This window comes from Flavobacterium arabinosi, assembly GCF_048158725.1.
In the GTDB taxonomy this organism is placed as follows: Bacteria; Bacteroidota; Bacteroidia; order Flavobacteriales; family Flavobacteriaceae; genus Flavobacterium; species Flavobacterium arabinosi.
The window spans coordinates 93,643-115,959 of record NZ_JBLNKX010000005.1 but is presented as its reverse complement, the minus strand read 5'-3'; the positions used below and the strand labels follow the sequence as shown (position 1 = coordinate 115,959).

General features: G+C 33.0%; 19 protein-coding genes. 10 read left to right on the top strand and 9 right to left on the bottom strand.

Features of this window, described 5'->3' with window-relative positions:
- Positions 1-62: 62 nt before the first annotated feature.
- Positions 63-1,982, top strand: coding sequence for a DUF294 nucleotidyltransferase-like domain-containing protein (locus tag ACM55K_RS11615; protein WP_416850397.1), 1,920 nt, complete (start codon positions 63-65; stop codon positions 1,980-1,982).
- Complete coding sequence (locus ACM55K_RS11610; protein ID WP_416850395.1) at positions 1,982-2,641, top strand: 3'-5' exonuclease; 660 nt, start codon at positions 1,982-1,984, stop codon at positions 2,639-2,641. The genes ACM55K_RS11615 and ACM55K_RS11610 overlap by 1 nt, the downstream gene beginning before the upstream one ends.
- A 26-nt stretch (positions 2,642-2,667) precedes the next feature.
- Here the strand turns inward: ACM55K_RS11610 and ACM55K_RS11605 are convergent, their stop codons facing one another.
- The 6 genes from ACM55K_RS11605 to ychF form a co-directional block, all read right to left on the bottom strand.
- Positions 2,668-5,397, bottom strand: coding sequence for a DNA gyrase/topoisomerase IV subunit A (locus ACM55K_RS11605; RefSeq protein WP_416850394.1), 2,730 nt, complete (start codon positions 5,395-5,397; stop codon positions 2,668-2,670).
- A gap of 45 nt (positions 5,398-5,442) precedes the next feature.
- Entirely contained in the window at positions 5,443-7,305 is a 1,863-nt protein-coding gene (locus ACM55K_RS11600; protein ID WP_416850393.1) for a DNA topoisomerase IV subunit B, read from the bottom strand.
- Positions 7,306-7,435: 130 nt separating this feature from the next.
- Positions 7,436-7,957 carry an NADPH-dependent FMN reductase gene (locus tag ACM55K_RS11595; RefSeq protein WP_416850392.1) on the bottom strand — a complete coding sequence of 174 codons (522 nt, stop codon included), beginning with the start codon at positions 7,955-7,957 and terminating at the stop codon, positions 7,436-7,438.
- A 69-nt stretch (positions 7,958-8,026) separates the two neighbouring features.
- A complete protein-coding gene (locus ACM55K_RS11590; RefSeq protein WP_416850391.1) occupies positions 8,027-9,541 on the bottom strand; it encodes a response regulator in 1,515 nt (504 codons plus the stop codon).
- Complete coding sequence (locus tag ACM55K_RS11585; RefSeq protein ID WP_416850390.1) at positions 9,541-10,686, bottom strand: FIST signal transduction protein; 1,146 nt, start codon at positions 10,684-10,686, stop codon at positions 9,541-9,543. The genes ACM55K_RS11590 and ACM55K_RS11585 overlap by 1 nt, the downstream gene beginning before the upstream one ends.
- A gap of 127 nt (positions 10,687-10,813) precedes the next feature.
- The gene (gene ychF, locus ACM55K_RS11580) at positions 10,814-11,908 is read right to left on the bottom strand and encodes a redox-regulated ATPase YchF (RefSeq protein WP_416850389.1); all 1,095 of its coding nucleotides are present in this window, start codon (positions 11,906-11,908) and stop codon (positions 10,814-10,816) included.
- 358 nt (positions 11,909-12,266) lie between these two features.
- Between ychF and ACM55K_RS11575 the strand changes: the two genes are divergently transcribed.
- The 3 genes from ACM55K_RS11575 (at position 12,267) to ACM55K_RS11565 (ending at position 16,418) form a co-directional block, all read left to right on the top strand.
- On the top strand, positions 12,267-14,915 hold the full coding sequence (locus ACM55K_RS11575; RefSeq protein WP_416850388.1) for a TonB-dependent receptor: 2,649 nt from the start codon (positions 12,267-12,269) through the stop codon (positions 14,913-14,915).
- 97 nt (positions 14,916-15,012) lie between these two features.
- Complete coding sequence (locus tag ACM55K_RS11570) at positions 15,013-15,768, top strand: class I SAM-dependent DNA methyltransferase (protein ID WP_416850386.1); 756 nt, start codon at positions 15,013-15,015, stop codon at positions 15,766-15,768.
- A 113-nt stretch (positions 15,769-15,881) separates the two neighbouring features.
- Positions 15,882-16,418 (top strand): hypothetical protein, encoded by a 537-nt coding sequence (locus ACM55K_RS11565; RefSeq protein WP_416850385.1) that lies wholly within the window; start codon positions 15,882-15,884, stop codon positions 16,416-16,418.
- Between the two features lie 69 nt (positions 16,419-16,487).
- Here the strand turns inward: ACM55K_RS11565 and ACM55K_RS11560 are convergent, their stop codons facing one another.
- On the bottom strand, positions 16,488-16,838 hold the full coding sequence (locus ACM55K_RS11560) for a 4Fe-4S dicluster domain-containing protein (protein WP_314895539.1): 351 nt from the start codon (positions 16,836-16,838) through the stop codon (positions 16,488-16,490).
- A 136-nt stretch (positions 16,839-16,974) separates the two neighbouring features.
- Here ACM55K_RS11560 and ACM55K_RS11555 point away from each other — a divergent pair, with 136 nt between their 5' ends.
- The 5 genes from ACM55K_RS11555 (at position 16,975) to ACM55K_RS11535 (ending at position 21,297) form a co-directional block, all read left to right on the top strand.
- On the top strand, positions 16,975-18,033 hold the full coding sequence (locus ACM55K_RS11555; protein WP_416850384.1) for an acyl-CoA reductase: 1,059 nt from the start codon (positions 16,975-16,977) through the stop codon (positions 18,031-18,033).
- 93 nt (positions 18,034-18,126) lie between these two features.
- A complete protein-coding gene (serC, locus tag ACM55K_RS11550; protein ID WP_416850383.1) occupies positions 18,127-19,197 on the top strand; it encodes a 3-phosphoserine/phosphohydroxythreonine transaminase in 1,071 nt (356 codons plus the stop codon).
- 190 nt (positions 19,198-19,387) lie between these two features.
- A complete protein-coding gene (locus tag ACM55K_RS11545) occupies positions 19,388-20,338 on the top strand; it encodes a D-2-hydroxyacid dehydrogenase (protein ID WP_039107595.1) in 951 nt (316 codons plus the stop codon).
- Positions 20,339-20,527: 189 nt separating this feature from the next.
- Complete coding sequence (locus ACM55K_RS11540; protein ID WP_416850381.1) at positions 20,528-20,962, top strand: DUF6146 family protein; 435 nt, start codon at positions 20,528-20,530, stop codon at positions 20,960-20,962.
- A gap of 32 nt (positions 20,963-20,994) precedes the next feature.
- Positions 20,995-21,297 carry a DUF6787 family protein gene (locus tag ACM55K_RS11535; RefSeq protein ID WP_416850380.1) on the top strand — a complete coding sequence of 101 codons (303 nt, stop codon included), beginning with the start codon at positions 20,995-20,997 and terminating at the stop codon, positions 21,295-21,297.
- A 13-nt stretch (positions 21,298-21,310) separates the two neighbouring features.
- Here ACM55K_RS11535 and ACM55K_RS11530 read toward each other — a convergent pair whose 3' ends face one another.
- Together ACM55K_RS11530 and msrA are read right to left on the bottom strand one after the other, a co-directional pair.
- On the bottom strand, positions 21,311-21,610 hold the full coding sequence (locus ACM55K_RS11530) for a hypothetical protein (protein ID WP_416850379.1): 300 nt from the start codon (positions 21,608-21,610) through the stop codon (positions 21,311-21,313).
- Positions 21,611-21,646: 36 nt separating this feature from the next.
- Positions 21,647-22,195 carry a peptide-methionine (S)-S-oxide reductase MsrA gene (msrA, locus tag ACM55K_RS11525; RefSeq protein WP_416850378.1) on the bottom strand — a complete coding sequence of 183 codons (549 nt, stop codon included), beginning with the start codon at positions 22,193-22,195 and terminating at the stop codon, positions 21,647-21,649.
- Positions 22,196-22,317 lie beyond the last annotated feature (122 nt).

Sequence of the window (22,317 nt, the reverse complement as noted above, 5' to 3'; positions counted from 1 at the left end):
AAATTCGATCTTTTTCTTTTTATATATTATTTTATAAATTAACTTCGGTGCAAATAAGCGTCATGAAAAATACTATCTCCCATAGAGTTGCAGACTTTTTAAAAAACTTCCCTCCTTTTAGCTTTTTACATCAAAAAGATATCGAAACTCTTTCTGAACAAATATCTATCGTTTACAAAGAAAAAGACAGTGTAGTATTTGCCGAAAACGAAGAAACGCACAACTGTTTTTATGTAGTTCATAAAGGAGCTGTAACACTTAAAAACAGCCTGAACAATGACATTTTGGATATGTGTGATGAAGGGGATATTTTTGGTTTAAGACCACTTATAGCCAATGAAAACTATAAGATGGAGGCCAGAACCCATGAAGAAACTATCCTTTATGCCATACCCATCAGTATTTTCAAACCTTATGCTCTAGAAAACAGGAATGTAGGGAACTTTTTAATAGAAAGTTTTGCCTCTAATACGCGCAATCCCTATTCCAATAGTCATAGCGGCAAACTATATGGTGAAATAATAGGGAGTGAAACTTTGGACATTGATAAAAATCTATTGGATATACAGCCTGTAAAATATTCAAAAAAACTAATAACCTGTTTTTCTACTACTACAGCAAAAGAAATTGCTGAAACCATGACTAAAAAAAATGTGGGTGCCATTCTCGTTATTGAGGATAAGCTTCCCATTGGTATTATAACAGATAAGGATCTAAGGAATAAAATTGTGACAGGGGAATTTCCAATTACAACAACTGCCAATCTGATAATGACCACTCCGGTTATAACTTATCCCAAGAAGATGACCGTTACTCAGGCGCAAATGGCTATGATGAAAAGTAATATCAGCCATTTATGTCTTACGAAAGATGGCACAGCAAATTCCAAAGCTGTTGGAATCCTATCCAAACATGATGTTATGGTAGAACTTGGTAATAATCCTGCTGTTTTGATAAAAGCGGTAAAAAGAGCTAAAAAAGCCAAACAGATAAAGCCGATACGAGCCAATATAATGCAATTATTACAAGGATATTTAGACCAAAATATCCCTATGACACTGACTTCTAAAATAATTACAGAATTAAATGATGTCTGTATTAAGCAAATAATAGAAATAGCGCTAAAAAAAATGAAAACGCCTCCACCTGTAAAATTTGCATGGTTGGCATTAGGAAGCCAAGGGAGAAGCGAACAATTGCTACATACTGACCAAGACAATGCCTTAGTTTATGAGGATGTCCCAGAAGAATTAATAGAAGAAACTAAGAAATATTTTTTAGAATTGGCTACTCATGTCAATAAAGGGCTTTTTGATATTGGCTATGATTATTGTCCCGCAGAAATGATGGCTTCTAATCCAAAATGGTGTTTAAGCCTTGGTGAATGGGAAAGTATGGTTTACCATTGGATTACCAATCCGGGGAAAAACGAAGTATTATTGTCCTTTATATTTTTTGATTACAGCCTGTCTTATGGAGATCGTGAACTTGTAAATAATCTGTCTGATTTTATTTTTAAAAATATAAAAGCCAATCCTGTATTTTATATTCATTTAGTAAGTGGAGCGTTGCAAAGCCCCTCTCCTACTGGATTCTTCAGACAACTTCTTGTAGAACAGGATGGTGCCCACAAAGATTTTTTTGACATAAAAAGACGGGCTTTAATGCCACTGACCGACGCTGCAAGAGTATTGATTCTGTCTCATTCAGTGAAATCTATTAGCAATACTCCGGAACGTTTTGAAAAATTGGCAGAACTGGAACCCCATAACAGCGAATTGTATTTAGCATGTTCCTATTCGTACAAAGCATTATTGAAATTCAGAACCAAACAAGGGCTTTTGCATCATGATTCCGGTCAGTTTATTGCCTTGGAAACGCTATCCAAATTAGAAAAAATAAAGCTCAAGAGGACTTTTAAAACCATTAAGGAACTTCAAGAAATCATTACCATCCGATTTAATGCTTCAAACATACTATAATGATAAACTTCTTTAAAAAAGGTAAAGCTGTTTTATTTAAACTTTGGAACAAATCCGAAAAATCATCCGATGAGGAACAATCGAACAACATTAATGCTACGCGTTTTGTTGTATTAGATACAGAGACTACTGGATTTGATTATACTAATGATAGAATACTTTGTATTGGGGCCATCGTCCTGCAAAACAATACGATTCCCATTCATGATAGTTTTGAAGTTTTTATTCAGCAAGATCATTACGATCAAGCAACTGCAAAAATTCATGGAATTCTGAAAGAATTTGTCATAGACCGGCCCACTGAATTAAGTGCCTTACAACAGTTTTTGGTCTTTTTAGGAGACTCGATCATAATTGCTCATCATACCATCTTTGACATTACCATGATTAATAGGGCACTGGAGAGAAACGGATTGCCGAAATTAACAAACAAGACTTTAGACACTGCTGTGCTGTATAAAAAAACGCTATTGGTTTCTCACTTATTGGAACGTAAGAATAACTATAGTTTGGACGATCTTGCCGATAAATTTGATATCTCTAAAAAAGACAGACATACTGCAATGGGTGATGCCTATATTACCGCAATTGCTTTTTTGAAAATTATAAACAAATTGAGATATAAAAAAGAGCTTACCTTAAAACAGTTGTTCAAATAAAAAAAAAGCTCCTTCTGGAGCTTTTTTTATTCTAAAGATAACGTTATTTGACCATCATCGTCCAGTTGGATAGCTGTATCATCGGCGTCAGTTTCGCCTTTTACTTCTAATTCTTCCGGAATAATTTCCTCGGGAGCTTCGTAAGGCAAAGATTCCAATAGGTTTACTTGTTTCAACTTATCGGTTGTCAATTGGTTCCCTAAAGCTTTAAATCCTTTTAAAGCGATAAAAGATTCAATATCCACCGTCATGTTTTCTTTTTGAACTCCTTTTACTTTTGCAAAAACTAATTCGGCTACAGGACGATAATCCGTGGATACGATTTCAAGATGTGAATTGGGATGTTCCGTAATAAAACTTTCCTCTTTGTTTTCGGTTTCCACCAAGAAACGTTTGATGTAATACCGTTCTTTTTCACCATCATAATAAATGGCTGAGATTGGTTTTTTAGGAACCCATTTTTCCAAAACTACCATATCTTCATCAAAATGAGTCGATAATTCAGGCGTAATTACTTTTATTTTTCCGGACTGTGATATGATAAGAATCTTATCACTTGGTCTGAATTCGCCTAATAGTTCGCCTCTTCCATCGACGTTTAATCGTTGGACAGTATCGTCAAACCAAACTTTTCGTGGCAATAATGTAGAAATCCCTTTCTCTTTTAATTCTATTTTTTTGATAGGATATTTGGTGACCAAATTCCCTTTGGAAGCACGTCCTTTTATAGCTAAACTGGCAAAATCAATATCGAATTTCAGTTTTTTCACACTTCCCACCTGACGTAAAAGTATCGTAATCACCTCCGCTTCTCCATTTGGATTACAAGAGAAATACACTACTTGAGAACCTGCAGTTTCATTGGTTAAATCATAAGCTTTATCTCGGGTTACCCCAGAAACATTGAATCTTTTTATATAGGAAGGACCTGATTTTCCATCACGGTAAATCATATTGTAAATCGTACGCTTATCACTTTTGTCAAAAATAGCAATGTGAATAATATCTTTACCCACAAACGTTTTAGCATCAACTTTGGTAATCATCATTTTACCATCTCGCAGAAAAACAATTACATCATCAATATCAGAACAATCCGTAACGTATTCGTCTTTTTTCAAGCTTGTACCTACAAATCCCTCTTCCTTATTGACGTATAATTTGGTATTTCTTAAAACCACTTTCGTTGCTTCGATATCATCAAAAATACGAAGTTCTGTCTGGCGTTCCCGTCCTTTCCCATATTTCTCTTTTAACTTGGTAAAGTAGGCAATTGCAAAATCAATCAGATGTTCTAAATTGTGTTTTACCTGTTCAATATCGCCTTCCAATGATTCGATTTTATCCTGTGCTTTATTACTGTCAAATTTAGAAATACGCATGATTCGGATATCCAATAAACGCAGAATATCTTCTTCGGTAACAGCGCGTTTTAAATGTTTCGTGTGTGGTTTCAAACCATCATCAACCGATTTGATTACGCCTTCCCTAGTAGTTTCTTCTTCAATGTCACGATAGATTTTATTCTCAATAAAAATACGTTCTAAAGAAAGAAAATGCCATTGTTCTTCTAATTCTCCTAACTGGATTTCAAGTTCGCTTTTTAATAATTGGACTGTCCTGTTAGTTGAAATTTTCAACATATCTGAAACCCCAATAAACAGTGGTTTGTTATCCTCAATAACACAACCCAAAGGAGCTACCGAAGTTTCACAAGCCGTGAAAGCAAACAAGGCATCAATCGTTTTATCTGGTGAAACACCTGGAAAAAGATGAATTAATATCTCCACCTCGGCAGCGGTATTGTCCTCAATTTTCTTGATTTTGATTTTCCCTTTATCATTCGCTTTCAAAATACTGTCAATCAAAGTGGTCGTATTGGTCGAAAACGGAATTTGGGTAATTACCAAGGTATTCTTGTCTAGCTGTGCGATTTTGGCTCTTACACGTACACGTCCACCACGCAATCCATCATTATAATTAGAGACATCAGCAATACCTTGTGTCAAGAAATCAGGATATAACGTAAATGGTTTGCCTTTTAAAATTTTTATCGAAGAATCAATTAGTTCATTAAAATTATGAGGTAAGACTTTCGTCGAAAGACCAACAGCGATTCCCTCGGCACCAGAAGCCAATAATAATGGAAATTTTACAGGCAGATTATTGGGCTCCGCACGACGACCATCGTAAGAAACGCCCCAGTCAGTAATCTTTGGAGAATATAAAACTTCCAGAGCAAATTTAGACAAACGCGCTTCAATATACCGAGAAGCCGCAGCTCCATCTCCCGTCAGGATATTCCCCCAGTTTCCTTGACAATCAATCAACAATTCTTTCTGACCAATTTGTACCATTGCATCACCAATACTCTGATCCCCATGTGGGTGATACTGCATCGTGTGCCCTACTACATTAGCCACTTTATTGTAACGACCATCGTCTAATTCTTTTAAAGAGTGCATAATACGACGTTGCACCGGTTTAAAACCATCTTCAATCGCAGGAACAGCACGCTCCAGAATTACATACGATGCATAATCCAAAAACCATTCCTTATACATTCCTGTAACTTTAGTAATGGTATCATTTTCATCTTCTTCATTTTCGTAAAAATGCTGTCCTTCAAAAGATTTTTTATCTACATCAATAATTTCATCTGAATCATTTTCTTCTTGATTTTCATCAGTAGAATGATCTTCCGAATTATTTTCTTCGTTTGCTGGAATTATGTTATCGTCTTCTTCGTCTTTCATTTATTTATCCTATAATAATATTTGGAATAATTTCTTTATTTTACACTACTCCTTTTCCAAAACATCCAATTCGACCTTCAAATTCTTGATGATAAACTCCTGTCGGTCTGGTGTGTTTTTTCCCATATAGAAAGACAATAATTGCTCAATCGAAGTGTTTTTATCCATCATAATTGGGTCTAGACGAATGGTTTCTCCAATAAAATTTTTGAACTCATCCGGAGAGATTTCTCCCAATCCCTTAAATCGTGTGATTTCTGGTTTTGGTTTTAATTTTTCCATTGCTTCTTTTCGCTCTTCTTCCGAATAACAATAAATCGTTTCCTTCTTGTTTCGGATTCTAAAAAGTGGTGTTTGTAAAATATATAAATGCCCTTCTTTTATTAATTCAGGAAAAAACTGCAAGAAAAAAGAAATTAACAATAACCGAATGTGCATTCCATCGACATCGGCATCCGTTGCAATTACAATATTGTTATACCGTAATTTTTCTAATCCGTCTTCAATATCAAGTGCTGCTTGCAACAAATTGAATTCTTCATTTTCATACACAATTTTCTTGCTCATGCCGTAGGAATTCAAAGGCTTACCACGCAAACTAAAAACCGCTTGAGTATTCACATCACGCGATTTGGTAATCGACCCGGAAGCGGAATCTCCCTCAGTGATAAAAAGCGTACTCTCCAGTCTTTTAGGATTCTTAGTGTCCGTAAGATGAGCTCTACAATCCCTTAATTTCTTGTTGTGCAGATTTGCTTTTTTAGCACGATCAGTTGCTAATTTTCGAATACCTGATAATTCTTTTCGCTCTCTTTCGGCTTGAAGAATTTTGCGAAGCAAGGCATCAGCAGTTGCTGTATTTTTGTGCAAATAATTATCTAATTTCGTTTTTACAAAATCATTTATAAAAGTACGAACAGATGGCATTCCTGGCTCTGAACCCATATCAGTCGATCCCAATTTAGTTTTGGTTTGCGACTCAAAAACAGGCTCCATCACTTTAATACTTACCGCACTTACAATAGATTTACGCACATCTGAGGCTTCGAAACTTTTATTATAAAACTCTCTAATGGTTTTTACAATTGCTTCCCGATACGCTGCTAAATGGGTTCCTCCTTGTGTGGTATTTTGTCCATTCACGAAGGAATGGTATTCTTCACTGTATTGTGTTTTACTATGCGTCAAAGCAATCTCGATATCCTCTCCCTTTAGGTGAATAATTGGATATTCCAAATCATCGGCATGAATGGTTTCTTCCAATAAATCTTTCAGACCATTTTCAGAGAAATATTTTTCACCATTGAATAAAATAGTCAAACCATTGTTCAAATAACAATAGTTTTTAAGCATTTTGATTACATACTCATATCTGAATTTGTAATTTTTAAAAATTGCTTCGTCTGGAATAAAACTAACCTTAGTTCCTTTTCGTTTGGTTGTGTCTATAATATCTTCTTCAAGAACCAGATTCCCAGCTGAGAATTCAGCGGCTTTTTGTTTTTCGTCCCGAACGGATTCTACACGGAAGTAATTAGACAAAGCATTGACAGCTTTAGTTCCTACTCCATTCAAACCAACGGATTTCTTAAATGCCAAAGAATCGTATTTTCCACCTGTGTTCATTTTGGAAACCACATCAATCACTTTTCCTAATGGAATTCCACGACCGTAATCCCTAACGGTAACGGTTTTGTCTTTGATAGTCACCTCAATTGTCTTACCGGCACCCATGACGAATTCATCAATACAGTTATCGAGTACTTCTTTTAGCAGAATGTAAATACCATCATCTGGAGAGGAACCATCGCCCAGTTTCCCAATATACATTCCGGGACGCATGCGAATATGTTCTTTCCAGTCGAGAGACCGAATATTATCTTCGGTATATTGATTTTGATCGGACATTGTAAATTTTGTGGATTTTGTGCTAATGTAGTGTAATTCGATAAAATTTAAAATAGCAAGCCTTCAAAGTTATTAAGAATGATATTGACATTTTCAATTGAAAGATTAAAAAATTAAAAAATTAAAAAAATTAGAAATTCTTAATAATATCTCTTAATTGGCTATCCAATTCGGGATTGGAAATTTCCTCGTTTACAACATCAAAATTAGCATCAAAACTGGGAAGTGAGAAAGTTGCTTTTAAATTACCACCATAAAAAGGAAAAGCGTTTTTGGCTATTCCCAAAACGGATGCCCCTCCCCTGGCTCCGGGTGATGTTGCCATAAGTAACATTGGCTTTTCCTGAAAAACCTTAGCCGTTATTCGGGAACACCAGTCGAACACATTTTTGAAAGCCGCAGAATAATTTCCATTATTTTCTGCAAGCGAAACGACTAAAATATCAGCTGTGGCAATTTTACCCAAAAATGCTTTTGCCAATTCATGCTGACCAATTGTTTTTTCGATATCGACACTAAATAAAGGCATTTGAAAATCATTCAAATCCAACACCTCCACTTCGGCATTTTCGAAGAGATGGGCTGCATAAGTTGCTAATTTTTTATTGATTGAGTTTTTACTGGGGCTTCCGCCAAAGGCTATGATTTTCATACTAATTTATTTTTACTAAAGTAATAAAATTTAAAAGATTTGTCAGACAGAAGGTGATCTTAAAATAAATCACCTATAATATTTTCTCAATTTCATATTTAACTCTTTTGGATTAAATGGCTTTATAATATATTCATTTATACCAATCTGTATCGCTTTTTCAAGATAATTAAAAGAAGAAGAGGCAGTCAAAGCAACAATCGGAATCAATGTATTTGTACTTCTTATGATTGCTGTTGCTTCATAACCGTCCATTACCGGCATTGATAAATCCATTAAAATAATATCATAAACGTTTAATTTAAATTTTTCAATGGCTATAAGTCCATTCTCTGCAGTATCTACGTTGACATTCCATTGCTTGAGTATTTTTTCAGCAATTTTGATATTTATCAAATTATCCTCAACCAAAAGAACTTTTAATCCGTCTAGATTTTCTTCTTTATAATCATGATAGACAATATTATTTTTTAATGCTAAATTTGTTGAGAATATTGGTAATTCCAAAACAAAACTAAAATTAGAACCAACTCCTACTTCACTTTGCAATTCGATATCTGAATTCAATAAATGCAGTAGTTTCTTTGTTATTGCTAAACCCAATCCCGTTCCTCCAAATTGTCTTGTAGTTTTTGCTTGTGCTTGTTCAAACTTTTGAAAGATTGTTTTAAACTTTTCGATGTCAATACCAATTCCGTTATCGATAATTTGAACTTTAAAAATAGAAATATTCTCTTTTTGTTGGATTTGGCCTATTTTAATTTGAATCAATCCATTTTTAGTAAATTTTATAGCATTTGAAACTAAATTTGTAATAATTTGACCAATCCTTAAAGGATCGCTAATTACGTTTGGAATAAAATTATCATCAATAATTACCTCAATTCTATTTAAGTTTTCTGATGCTTTTATCTCTAAAGACTTTTCGATATGCAAGACTAATTCCTTGAAATCAAATGGAATTTTTTCAAGATCAATTTTTCCAGCTTCTATTTTATTAAAATCCAGAATATCGTTTATAAGCATGTATAGATTTTGTGCTGAATACTTTAAAACCTCCAGATTTTCCTGAAAACTATTTAACGTATTTTCTTTTTCCATAATGTAAATCAAACCAATAATTGCATTTAAAGGAGTTCGAATTTCATGGCTCATGATAGAGAGAAAATCTGACTTGGCTTCATTGGCTTTTTCAGCATTAGATTTTGCTAAATACAATTGATCCTGAAACTCTTTCTTGGATTCTATTTCATCACGCAAAATTTGCATTAAATCAATAGGGCTTTCCTCGCTTCCAAGTTTTATTTCATTGTCGTTTAATTGCTTTATAGCTTGAATTAACTTGTTCTGTATGTTTTCTTTTTTATCTAGTTCTGATTTTAGTTTTTGATTTATTTCATAATATTCTAAATCGTTTAACCGTGAAGATTGCTCAAATAAATCGGCATCTTTTTCAAAATTCAAGTACGATAGATTTACAACTTCAATAAAATTTTGGATAACCTCATTATCCGCAATGAAATCTTCTGTAAAATGCTTTTTTATTTGCCTGTTAAGTTGTCTGTGTAGATTTTCTATTTCCATTATACTTCTTCATAAATGGTTGCGATTGTCATCGTTTGATTATGTAGCTCACAGGCTACTTTTTTAAACGTTGGAGAGATTTCACCATAAGAGTAAAAACCACAAACTAGCGTATTTTCACCAAAAACCTCTTTTACAACTTCAAGTTCTTCTTCGATTCTATTGCCAAGAACAACTTTTCGCCCTACACAACTTACTAATAATGCTAATTCCGGTTTAGTGGATTGTTCCGAAAATATTTGTAAAGCGGCATTGTAGGAAGCATCTATGAGTTTATCCAAATTTCCTTTCATCAATCTGACGAAAGACCCTTGAGGAATATTACCCGCAAAAGTCATTGATTTTTTTTCCTCGTCTATCGACAAAATCGTTCTTACAATGGGTACAGCATTTATATTTTCTTTCATAGAAAGCGGGAAATATAATGACGAAGCAGGCAATTCTTCGGCATATTTCCCAAGATATTCTTTGTATAAATCTAGTGCAAACCTATCGCCTATTTTGTACAGCACATTCTTTTCTGAAAGCGTAACTTCTCTTTCCGGACCAAAATCACTCCAACCTCCTTTAGAACTAAAACCAAAATGAATAGCGTCTCCATAAAAACCAACAGCAACAATTTTACCTTGAGATGCATCACTGTTTAAACCTACAATGGTTTTTTCGAATTTATATTCATCTCCAGCCAGTCCTCCAAAAATAGGGATTGTCTCTTTTGTTTGTTTTATCAATTCGTTTATAAGTTCAGTCCCATTAACAAAACTGCCTTCCGAAAGAATAAGTATTGATTTTAGGTCTTTATTAAAAAAGTCCTTTTTAATTATATCCCCTAATTCCTTAATATCCGAATTATTCAGAATATCAATTTCAGAAACTTTTATAGTTGTTTTTTCAAAATCTATTGCTGTAGCTACAATATTGTTTTCAATTAAACTGGAGTTCGAAATTTGCCCAGAAGTAGAACAAATAACAATATGTGCTTTGGGATATAAATCTTTTATCTTTTCATATGGCAATACTTTTTCTAACAAAACCCTTTCGCCAAAAGCTAGAACAAGATTTGCTTTTTTTGCATTAAAACCAGTAGTAGAGAAAACGACTTCGGCATCTTTTTTATCATTAATGACAATTTGTTCAAGTTTCATAGGATTAGAAGTTTGCGTTTGATTTCATATAAATTAACGAAAATTTTCCTTACAAACAAAAAAAACTATAAAAGTAATTTTATAGCTTTTTTGTTTGGTAATAAATCCAATTATACATTAAATCTATTTACACATTAAATCTAAAATGCATAACATCGCCATCTTTTACGATATATTCTTTTCCTTCTACTTTGAATTTTCCTGCTTCTTTACATTTTGCTTCTGAGCCGTAATGGACGAAATCTTCATATGCAATAACTTCGGCGCGGATGAATCCTTTTTCAAAATCAGTGTGGATAACTCCAGCAGCCTGAGGTGCAGTTGCTCCAATATTTATAGTCCAAGCACGAACTTCTTTAACTCCTGCAGTGAAATAGGTTTGTTGTTTCAATAATTTGTAAGCCGCACGAATCAATACAGATGCGCCTGGTTCTTGTAACCCCATGTCTTCTAAGAAAACCTGACGCTCTTCATAGCTTTCCAATTCTGTAATATCAGCCTCAGCACCTACAGAAAGCACAATAACTTCGGCATCCTCATCTTTAACCAGTTCACGAACTTGATCTACATATTTATTTCCGTTAACTGCTGAATTTTCATCAACATTACAAACGTATAATACTGGTTTTGCTGTAATCAATTGAAAACCTTCCATCAAAACTTCTTCATCATTGTTTTGTGGAGTTATAGTTCTCGCTGATTTCGCTTGAAGTAAAGTTTCTCTAATTCTGTTTAGCAATCCTTCTTCGACGATCGCTTCTTTATTTCCAGTTTTAGCGGCACGTTTTACCTTTTCTAAACGTTTTTCAACATTTTCAAGATCTTTCAATTGTAACTCGATATCAATCGTTTCTTTGTCACGAATAGGATTTACATTTCCGTCAACGTGAACAATGTTATCATTATCAAAACAACGCAAAACGTGAATAATCGCATTACATTCTCTAATGTTTCCTAGAAACTGATTTCCTAAACCTTCTCCTTTACTCGCTCCTTTTACTAATCCTGCAATATCAACGATATCTACGGTTGCCATTTGCACGCGTTCTGGTTTTACCAATTCTTCCAGTTTTTCCATTCTGGAATCCGGAACATTTACAACACCTATATTTGGTTCAATAGTACAAAAAGGAAAGTTAGCACTTTGCGCTTTTGCATTAGATAAACAATTGAATAATGTTGATTTTCCAACATTCGGTAATCCTACAATTCCTGCTTTCATGTGTAGATAATATTTGTTTTTAATGAAAATATGGCACCGCCATTCTTCATGCTATTTTTGTTTACAGATAACAGTCTCCTGCTAAAAGTTTTAGAATTCACTTTAAAAGTTTGCAAATATAAGATTTAATAAATGTTTGATGCCATAATCAATACATTTATGTATTGATTATGGCTTTTTACTTATTTATCAATTCAATACTATTCTTTAGAACAATTTATTGGTATAACAATTTTATTAATTGTTATTAGATTATCGGTAAATGTTTGTAAAAAATCAAACTAAATATTAATGTTTTGTTAAAAAAAAATTATATTGCAGAAGATTTTAAACCAAACTAAACCAAAACCAACAATTTATGAAAAAGTTTACATTATTATTATTTCTATTAAACGTTACGTTTCTTTTTGCACAAAAAGAAATTTCTGGAGTAGTAAAAGACAATGCCGGTGCTGGATTACCAGGTGTTAATATTATCGAAAAAGGGACAAACAATGGAGTCTCAACTGACATTGATGGAGCTTACAAAATCAAAGTTAAAGAAGGGGCTACTTTAGTTTTTAGCTATGTAGGGTTCAACAAAGTAGAAAAAGCAGCTACCGAAACAACAATTAATATTGTTTTAGCTGAAGAAGGTGGACAAAACCTTGAAGAAGTCGTCGTTACTGGAACAAGAACTGCACCTAGAAGCAACACAACTACAGCACTTCCTATTGATGTATTATCCGCAAAAGACTTAGCTTCAACTGGGCAAGCTTCATTTGACAAAGCATTACAGTACAAAATTCCATCTTTTAACACGGTTCAAACACCCGTAAATGATGCAACTTCATTACTTGACCCCTATGAAATTAGAAACATGGGCCCAAGTAGAACCTTAATCCTTATCAACGGTAAACGTAAAAATCTAAGTTCATTACTTTATGTACAAACGTCTCCAGGACGTGGTGAAACAGGTGCTGATATTTCTGCAATTCCTACTGATGCTATCGAAAGAGTAGAAATACTTCGTGATGGTGCATCTGCACAATATGGATCTGATGCCATTGCTGGGGTTATGAATATTATCTTAAAAAAGAATACAAACGGCGGATCAGTAACTGTAAGAAGTGGAATTACTTCTGAAGGTGATGGTGAAATGTTAGGAGTAAGCATGAATAATGGTACAACTGTAGGAGAAAAAGGATATGTAAATTATACTGTAGATTTCTCTAAAGTAAATTTATCAAACAGACCGGGTAAAGTTGATGCAGCTGGAGATGCAGGAGATTTTGGAGCATCTTTATCTGATGTTCAAGCTTTTCTTGCAAAAAAACCAGACGCTGGAAACATTAATGGTTCGCCAGAAACTGCTGCCGCTAAATTCTTAGTTAATGGTGGAAGCGAATTAAGCGAAACTTCTCAGATGTATTACAATGCAGCTTATGTTTACAAAAAAGTAAATTCTTTTGCTAACTACAGAACTCCTTACTGGAGAACTTTAGCAGATTACCCGTTCCTAAAAGATTTCTTTGGAAATGGAACACCAGCCTCTTATTTAGGCTATGTACCAACATTTACTGGAGATTTAAATGATTACAATGGTACATTAGGATATAAATCAACAAAAAACGATTGGAATACTGATGCAAGTATCACTGTAGGTGGAAATACACAAACTTATACGGTAGAAAACTCTTTCAATAGATCTGACATTCAAGATGCTGATGGAAATAATGTTTACTTAGAAAATAGCCCAATAGCATTTAAACCTGGAGGAACTTCTTTCAACCATATTGTAGGTAACTTAGATATCTCTAAAGTATTATCGGATAAAGTAAGTATTGGTTTTGGTTCGGAAATCAGAACAGAAACTTTTGAAGTTTCCGAAGGAGATAAAGCATCTTGGGATGGAATTGGAGCAGATTCATTTGCCGGTAACAGACCTGAAAATTCAGGAAAATGGAATCGTTATAATTTAGGAGCATATTTTGACCTTGCTTATGATGTAACTGAAAACTTCTTAATAAACGGTACCCTTCGTTATGAAGATTATAGCGATTTTGGCGATGCAACTGTATGGAAATTAAGCTCAAGATATAAATTCTTGGACGATAAAATTACATTAAGAGGATCTGTTTCTACTGGATTCAGAGCACCTACATTACACCAAATTTATACTCAAAAATCACAATACTCATTCGTTCCTGGACAAGGAATTCAAGTAAGTGGTATTATAAACAATGTTTCTCCACAAGCACGTCAATTAGGAATTGATCCATTAGATGCTGAAAAATCAACTAACATAACGATAGGAATAGGAGCTAAACCATCAAGAAATTTTAATTTCACAATAGATTATTATAATATTAAAGTGGAAGATAGAATCGTTTTAGGAGACAAAGTAGATACCCAATTTGGTACAGTTGCTTGGTTTGAAAATTCATTTGACTCTAGAACATCAGGTTTAGATGTAGTTGCTAATTATAGTAATATTATGTTAGGAACAGGAAAATTAGGATTCAATTTATCTGGAAATATTACTTTTCAAAATGAAAGAACCTCTCCTGTAAAAAGCAGTAATTTCGGACAAACACTTGAATCTTTAATGTTTACTTCCAGACCTGACACAAAATGGATTTTGGGAGCAAATTATAAAATTGGAAAATTTGATTTTTCACTTAATAATACTTACTTTGGGAAAACTACTTTTGACCAAGATGGTTTAGATGCTAATTTAAAAACTGAGTTCATTCCAAAAATTATTACTGATTTAGGAATTAATTTTTCTGCCACAGACAAATTAACATTAGCGCTAAACGTAAATAATTTATTAAATGTTTTACCTGAATGGAAATTTGTAGCTGAAAATGCAGCAGGAACTACACTTTTGAATGATCCTGCGAAAGTTAAAAACCAATTCAATTTGATTACTTTCAACGGACGTTATGCAAATACAACTTATGATGGTTCACATTTTAGCCAATTAGGAACTATGTTCAATTTATCTTTGAACTATAAATTCTAATTCGCTTACTGAATAATTCCAAAAGGGCTATCGAAAGGTAGTCCTTTTTTTATTTCGTTTATTTTCCTTAAATTTAGTACTTATATAAATAAACATTATGACACATCTATATGACGGAAAAATGGCTGCAATTTTTGATGCTATGTACCAAACCTTCATTGATTATGATGAGGAATATCAATTCTACAACAATTTAATTAAAGAAAATAATTGCACAACCATATTGGAAATTGGTAGTGGCACAGGCAATCTAGCCAAACGATTTCAGGGAAATCATCAGGATTATATTGGTTTGGATTATAGTCTAAGCATGATTGCGATAGCCAAAGAAAGAAATAAGAACTGTACTTTCATTCATGGTGACATGAGACAATTTGAATTGGAAAAACCAGTCGATTCAATACTGATTACAGGACGTTCCACTAGTTATTTAATAACAAATGATGATGTAAACAGTACTTTTGATTCTATTTATAAAAACCTAAATAAAGATGGAATTGTCATTTTTGACTTTATAGATGCCAATCGCTTTATTCCTTTTGCCAAAGAAAACCAAGTTATAATTCACGAAGCAACATTCGAAGGAATAAAATATTACAGAAACAGCAACTGGAAAACCACTCTTTCAGATAATTTTATGCTGGAATGGACCGCACAATATTATACTTTTAAAGATGATGAAAAAGAAATAATTGCTGACGATTTTTCAACTGTTCGTGTATTTACCTTAAATGAAATACAATTATTTTTATATTTAAATAATTTTGAAATCATTAAAACAATTGACCGAAAAACATATGCCTATGATACCTATGTAATTGTGGCGAGAAAAAAACAAAAAATAGATTCCTAGTAAATCACATAGGGCTTTTATGTGAATAATGTAATTTTTTAAGGAAATTCTATAACAATTTTACAGTCAACTAATTGTAGGTTTGTTATATATAAATTTTTAAAATAAATATCATGAAAACTATAATCTTAGGAATGACAGCTTTTTTACTGTCATTAACTATTCAAGCACAAAATCAAAACGTAAAGTCGGAAGTTAAAACAACAGTTACAAAGGTTAAAGATTCTGAGGGAGAAAAACAATTAATCAAAACTCAGGAAGTTAAAGAAGTTCAAAATATAGAATTAAAAGATGCTGATTCTAATGTTTTGAATAAAGAAGTAAAAGAATCACCCGTTCAAGTGACTGCTACAACTGCAGTAACCACAGATGGAATGACAAAAGTAATTGATATTGACCGTTCTGCCTATTACAATTTAAATGGTGAAAAATACCAGTTTACAACCGATAATAGTGGCTACACGATGTATTTACCAAACAGTAAAAAAGCTGCAATTTTAAGACGAACATCAAACAACAATTATATTTACAAGTCAAAAAATAAAACTTCATACGGCTATTTTGATGCTAATGGAAATCTAGTTTTAGAATCTTATGATGATAAAACTGACAAAGTAACTGTTGAAACTTATGTAATTATCAAAAAGTAACATTCTTTACTTTAGAGCAAAAAAAATCCTGAGCGAATACTCAGGATTTTTTTTGCTCTAAAGTAAAAGCTATTCATTATGCAAAAATGCTTGTCTATTTAACAGGGTTTCCTCTGTTTCAACATGATTATCATCTGGAATACAACAGTCTACAGGACAAACTGCAGCACATTGTGGTTCATCATGAAATCCTTTACATTCTGTACATTTTCCCGGTACAATATAGTAAATTTCGTCAGAAATTGGAGTTTGAGCTTCATCCGAATCAACTTCAGTACCATCAGGTAAAATTACTTTCCCTTTAAGTTTTGTTCCATCTTTATATCTCCAGTCATCGGCACCTTCGTATATTGCAGTATTTGGGCATTCTGGTTCACAAGCACCACAATTGATACATTCGTCTGTTATTATAATTGCCATCTTTATCTTTTTATGAGTTAAAAGCTATGTCTTTTGAGATAAAACTATTTAAGATTTTTTCTCTTTTGACTTATAACTTATTATAGCTTATTTTTGTGCAAAATTACAATCAAAACTATTCATATACAAGTTACTTATGTTACAAAACGAAAAAAAAAGAAGTTTTATCGAATTAGGAAAATTTTTAAGTCAATTTTCCGAAGACAATTCTTCTAAGCAACCAACTGTTTTGCATAACGATCTATTTTTTGATGATTTCATCGAATTAATAAAATTATCACAATCCCATAATGGATGGTATACACCTGAACAAGTTTATTTTTCTATTCAATCTTGGGCAGAAGCACTAACTGAAGAAAATTTAAATCAATGGCTTTCTGCTTATGATCTCCCAATAAAAGAACCTAAAAACATTGCTTTAATTCTTGCCGGAAATATTCCGCTGGTAGGGTTTCATGATTTCTTGTCGGTTTTAATCACAGGACATAATGTATTGATAAAAACATCTTCAAATGACCAACATTTATTGCCTTTTTTAGCTAAATACATCATAGCCGTTGACCCTGAACTGGCTAATAAAATAACTTTTGTTGAAGGAAAACTAGAAAATTTTGATGCAGTTATAGCGACGGGAAGTAATAATACAGCTCGTTATTTTGAATATTACTTTAAAAACAAACCTTCCATTATCCGAAAAAGTAGGAATTCAATTGCTGTTTTGAATGGAAAAGAAACCAAAGAACAATTAAGCGCTTTAGGTGAAGATATATTCCGATATTTTGGTCTAGGTTGTCGTAATGTCTCTAAAATTTTTGTTCCAAAAGGGTATATTTTCGATGGTTTTTTTGAAGCCATATTTGAGTATCAAGATGTTATTCATTATGAAAAATATGCTAACAATTATGATTACAACAAAGCCGTTTTCCTGATGAGTAATTTTAAATTATTGGACAATGGATTTTTGACCATAAAAGAAGATAAAAGTCATGCCTCCCCTATTTCTAGTGTATTTTATGAATTTTATGATGATATCAATGACCTACAAATAAGATTACAATCTGAAAACGAGAAAATTCAGTGTATTGTAAGTAATAATCTGATAGAAAGCAGTATTGACTTTGGACAAACACAAAGACCTAAATTGTGGAATTATGCAGATAACATCGATACTATTTCATTTTTGCTAACAATATAGTCGAAAATTGTTTAATTTTTTCGAATTATTTAACGCTTTTTAAACTCCTATTGCCGAAATTTGCACTTTAATTTTTTGGACTTAAACTACACCATGAAAAAACACAACTACAGCGCAGGACCTTGTATTTTACCACAAGAAGTTTTTGAAAAATCAGCACAAGCTATTTTAAATTTCAACAATTCTGGTTTATCCATTTTAGAAATTTCGCACAGAAGCAAAGACTTCGTTGCCGTTATGGATGAGGCAAGAGCTCTTGTTATTGAACTTTTAGGCCTTGAAGGAAAAGGATATCAAGCTTTATTTCTTGCTGGCGGAGCTAGTTTAGAATTCATTATGGCTCCTTACAACTTGATGAAAGAAGGTGGGAAATCTGCTTATCTTGATTCAGGAACTTGGGCTACAGCAGCTATAAAAGAAGCAAAACTTTTTGGAGATACCGTTGTTGTAGCTTCATCAAAAGAACAAAATTACAATCATATTCCAAAAGGATACACTGTACCTTCAGATGCTGATTATTTCCATTGCACCAGTAACAATACCATTTTTGGTACACAAATGAAGGAATTTCCATCAGTTAATATGCCAATTGTATGTGACATGAGTTCTGATATATTTTCAAGAGAATTGGATTTTTCTAAATTTGATTTGATTTATGCAGGAGCTCAAAAAAATATGGGTCCGGCAGGAACTACTTTGGTTGTTGTGAAAGAAGAAATTTTAGGTAAAAATGGTAGAATAATCCCAAGCATGTTGGATTATACTAAACATATCAAAGCAGAAAGTATGTATAATACTCCACCTGTTTTCCCAGTTTACGCATCGTTATTGACCTTACAATGGTTGAAAAATCTTGGAGGTGTTGCTGCAATTGAAAAAATAAATAATGCTAAAGCAGCATTACTTTACGGAGAAATTGACAGAAACCCATTATTCAAAGGAGCTGCAGCTGTTGAAGATCGTTCTAACATGAATGCTACTTTCTTATTGAATGATGCTGCTCATGCAGAAACATTTGATGCAATGTGGAAAGCAGCAGGAATATCTGGATTACCTGGACACCGTTCAGTAGGTGGTTACAGAGCTTCTATGTACAATGCACTTCCATTAGAAAGTGTTCAAGTATTGGTTGATGTAATGAAAGAATTGGAAGCTAAAGTTTAGTTTTCAGTTTTACAAAAAATATCAATTGAATTCTGGACACCTAGCCCCGATTGAAATGAAAATCCTTTTATGTTTTTTCTTTAAAAAACATAAAAGATTGCAATGGAAAGCGGGAAATAGCTCCAGAAAAATAAAATAATAAATTAAATATGAGGATGGGATTGTTTCATTCCTCGCAATGACATAAAAAATGAAAGTATTAGCCAATGACGGAATTTCTAAAAGTGGAATTCTAGCTTTAGAAAAAGGTGGATTTGAAGTTATAACTACAAAAGTAGCACAAGAACAAGTGGCTAACTTTGTAAATGAAAACAATGTAAGCGTTGTTTTGGTGCGTAGTGCTACCAAAGTTCGTAAAGATATTATTGACGCTTGCCCAGGATTGAAAATTATTGGTCGTGGTGGTGTAGGTATGGATAATATTGATGTTGACTATGCTAAAAGCAAAGGAATTCACGTAATCAATACTCCTGCTTCTTCATCAGAATCAGTTGCAGAATTGGTTTTTGCACATTTATTCTCTGGCGTACGTTTTTTACATGATTCTAACAGAAATATGCCTCTTGAAGGAGATACAAACTTTGAAGGTTTGAAAAAAGCATATGCTAACGGAATCGAATTAAGAGGAAAAACTCTTGGTGTTGTAGGAATTGGACGTATTGGTCAAGCTACTGCTAAAATGGCATTAGGTTTAGGCATGAAAGTGATTGCTGCTGATATGTTTATCCCACAAGTTGACGTTAAAGTTGAATTTTTTGACGGTCAATCTATCACAACAACTATCGTTTCACAATCATTGGAGTCTTTATTCAAAGAAGCTGATTTCATAACATTACACGTTCCTGCTCAAGATGGTTACATCATTGGAGAGAAAGAATTAGCTATCATGAAAGACGGCGTAGGTATTGTAAACTGTGCTCGTGGTGGTGTTATTGATGAAGTTGCATTAGTAAAAGCATTAGACAGCGGAAAAGTATTATTCGCTGGATTGGATGTTTTTGAAAACGAACCAACTCCTGAAATGACTATTTTGATGAATCATAAAATCTCAATGACTCCACATATTGGAGCTGCAACAGGGGAAGCACAAGATAGAATTGGTACTGAATTAGCTTCACAAATTATCAGCATATTAGGCTAGTATTTTTGTATTAAATAGTAAAAAGGGATTCATTAACAGTGTTTAATGAATCCCTTTTTTATGAAATTTAGTTTTTGTTTGGCAGATTCATTGTACATCTTTTCAATCACAATCAATAGACCATTAAATTTTTAGAACAAAAACAACAGGAAGGATTTATTTTTGTAACTTTATAATTCATATTCCATCATGAAAAATAGCGTTTACATATTAGCAATTATTTTAGTCTCCCTTTTTAGTTGTAAAACTTCTAAACCTACTTTTTCGAAAAATAATAAAACAATTCCAACCCAAAGTGACACCGTTAGAATTGCCAATGATGAACTCCAATATGAAGTCATAATAATCGATCCGGGTTTTAGTACGTGGCTGTATTCAATGGCATTTCCAAGAAATTATTATTCTCAATCTTATTTAGAAAATAAAAATCAGATATGGATTAATGAATGGAACAGCCGTGTTTTACAACCCCAACGATATTCTCCAAATCTATACGAAATGACTATTAACTATGATTCTAACATTAATTATGGCTATGAAGTGAATTATTTGATATATAATTACTTTATTTATTTTCAAAACACCTACAAACAAAAACTCTTTGGTAATGTTCCCTCAAGATAATGTTACTATATTTGTAATCATTATAAATAAAGATGAGCGATTTAAAAAAACGGTGGGGAATTGAAACCAATTTCCAACTTACAATTATATTTATTGTTTTTGCAATTACGGGTTCAGCTTCAGCTTGGTTATCAAAACCATTTTGTTTTTGGTTGGGAATTACAAAATCAGACTTAGGCTATTGGTTTACTCCTGTCCGATTATTTTTAATCTTCCCAATATACCAAGTGCTTTTAGTCTTAATCGGATTTATTTTTGGACAATTCAAATTCTTTTGGGCTTTCGAAAAAAAGATGCTAAAACGAATGGGATTCAGATTTCTTTTTAAAGAATAAAAAAACGCCTCAATTATGAAGCGTTTTTGTTTTTTATCCAATAATTATAAATCCAAGTCAAGGTAAATGTGGGAATAACATCAGAAAATGGCAATATTTCTTCGAGAAAAGCAACTAGCCCTGCTACTTTCCCCACAGTACCCTTATACATTGTTGTCATTAAATAACCTGCAATTGGTGCCCAAACCACATCCGAAAACTCTCCAACGAAGGGAACTGTAAACGATAACATCCCAATTCCATCAAATAATAAACCCAGAAAAAGATTTCTGTTTTTATTATCTATTTGGTCAACTTGCAATTTTTTCATCATTATTTTTTAGAATTGTTTATACAAATCTAATGCCAATTAATTTTTGAGCTTGTCTTTGAAAATTTTCTTTAATTTTTCGACTTTTGGAGTAATTACATAACTGCAATACCCTTGCAATTTATTTTGATTGTAATAATTTTGATGATAATCCTCGGCTTCATAAAATAATGTCGCGGGTGAAACTACGGTAACAATTGGCTCCCCAAACGTATTTTCTCTAGTCATCAAAGCAATATACGCTTCAGCTAAATCTTTCTGATTCTCATTATTATAAAAAATTTCGCTTCGGTACTGTGTCCCTATATCATTTCCTTGGCGGTTCAAAGTAGTGGGATCATGTGTTGCAAAAAATATTTCCAACAATTCGCCAAAAGTAATTTTATTGGGATCAAAAGTAATTTGAATCGCCTCAGCGTGGCGGGTATCACCATTGCAAATAGCCGCATAGGTGGGATTAATTGTATCCCCGCCTATATATCCCGAAACCACCTTTTTCACACCATTCAATTCCAAAAAAACTGCTTCGGTACACCAAAAACAACCTCCGGCAAAAGTGGCAACTTCCATTCCTTGTTCCATTTCCATTTAAAAGTTTATTTCATTTACAAAAAAAATTTGATTTTGGTTTATTATAACCAATAATCTAAAACCAAATTTAATCTAATAATCGGAAGTGGTTATTCCCTATTAACTAAAGTTTATAATTT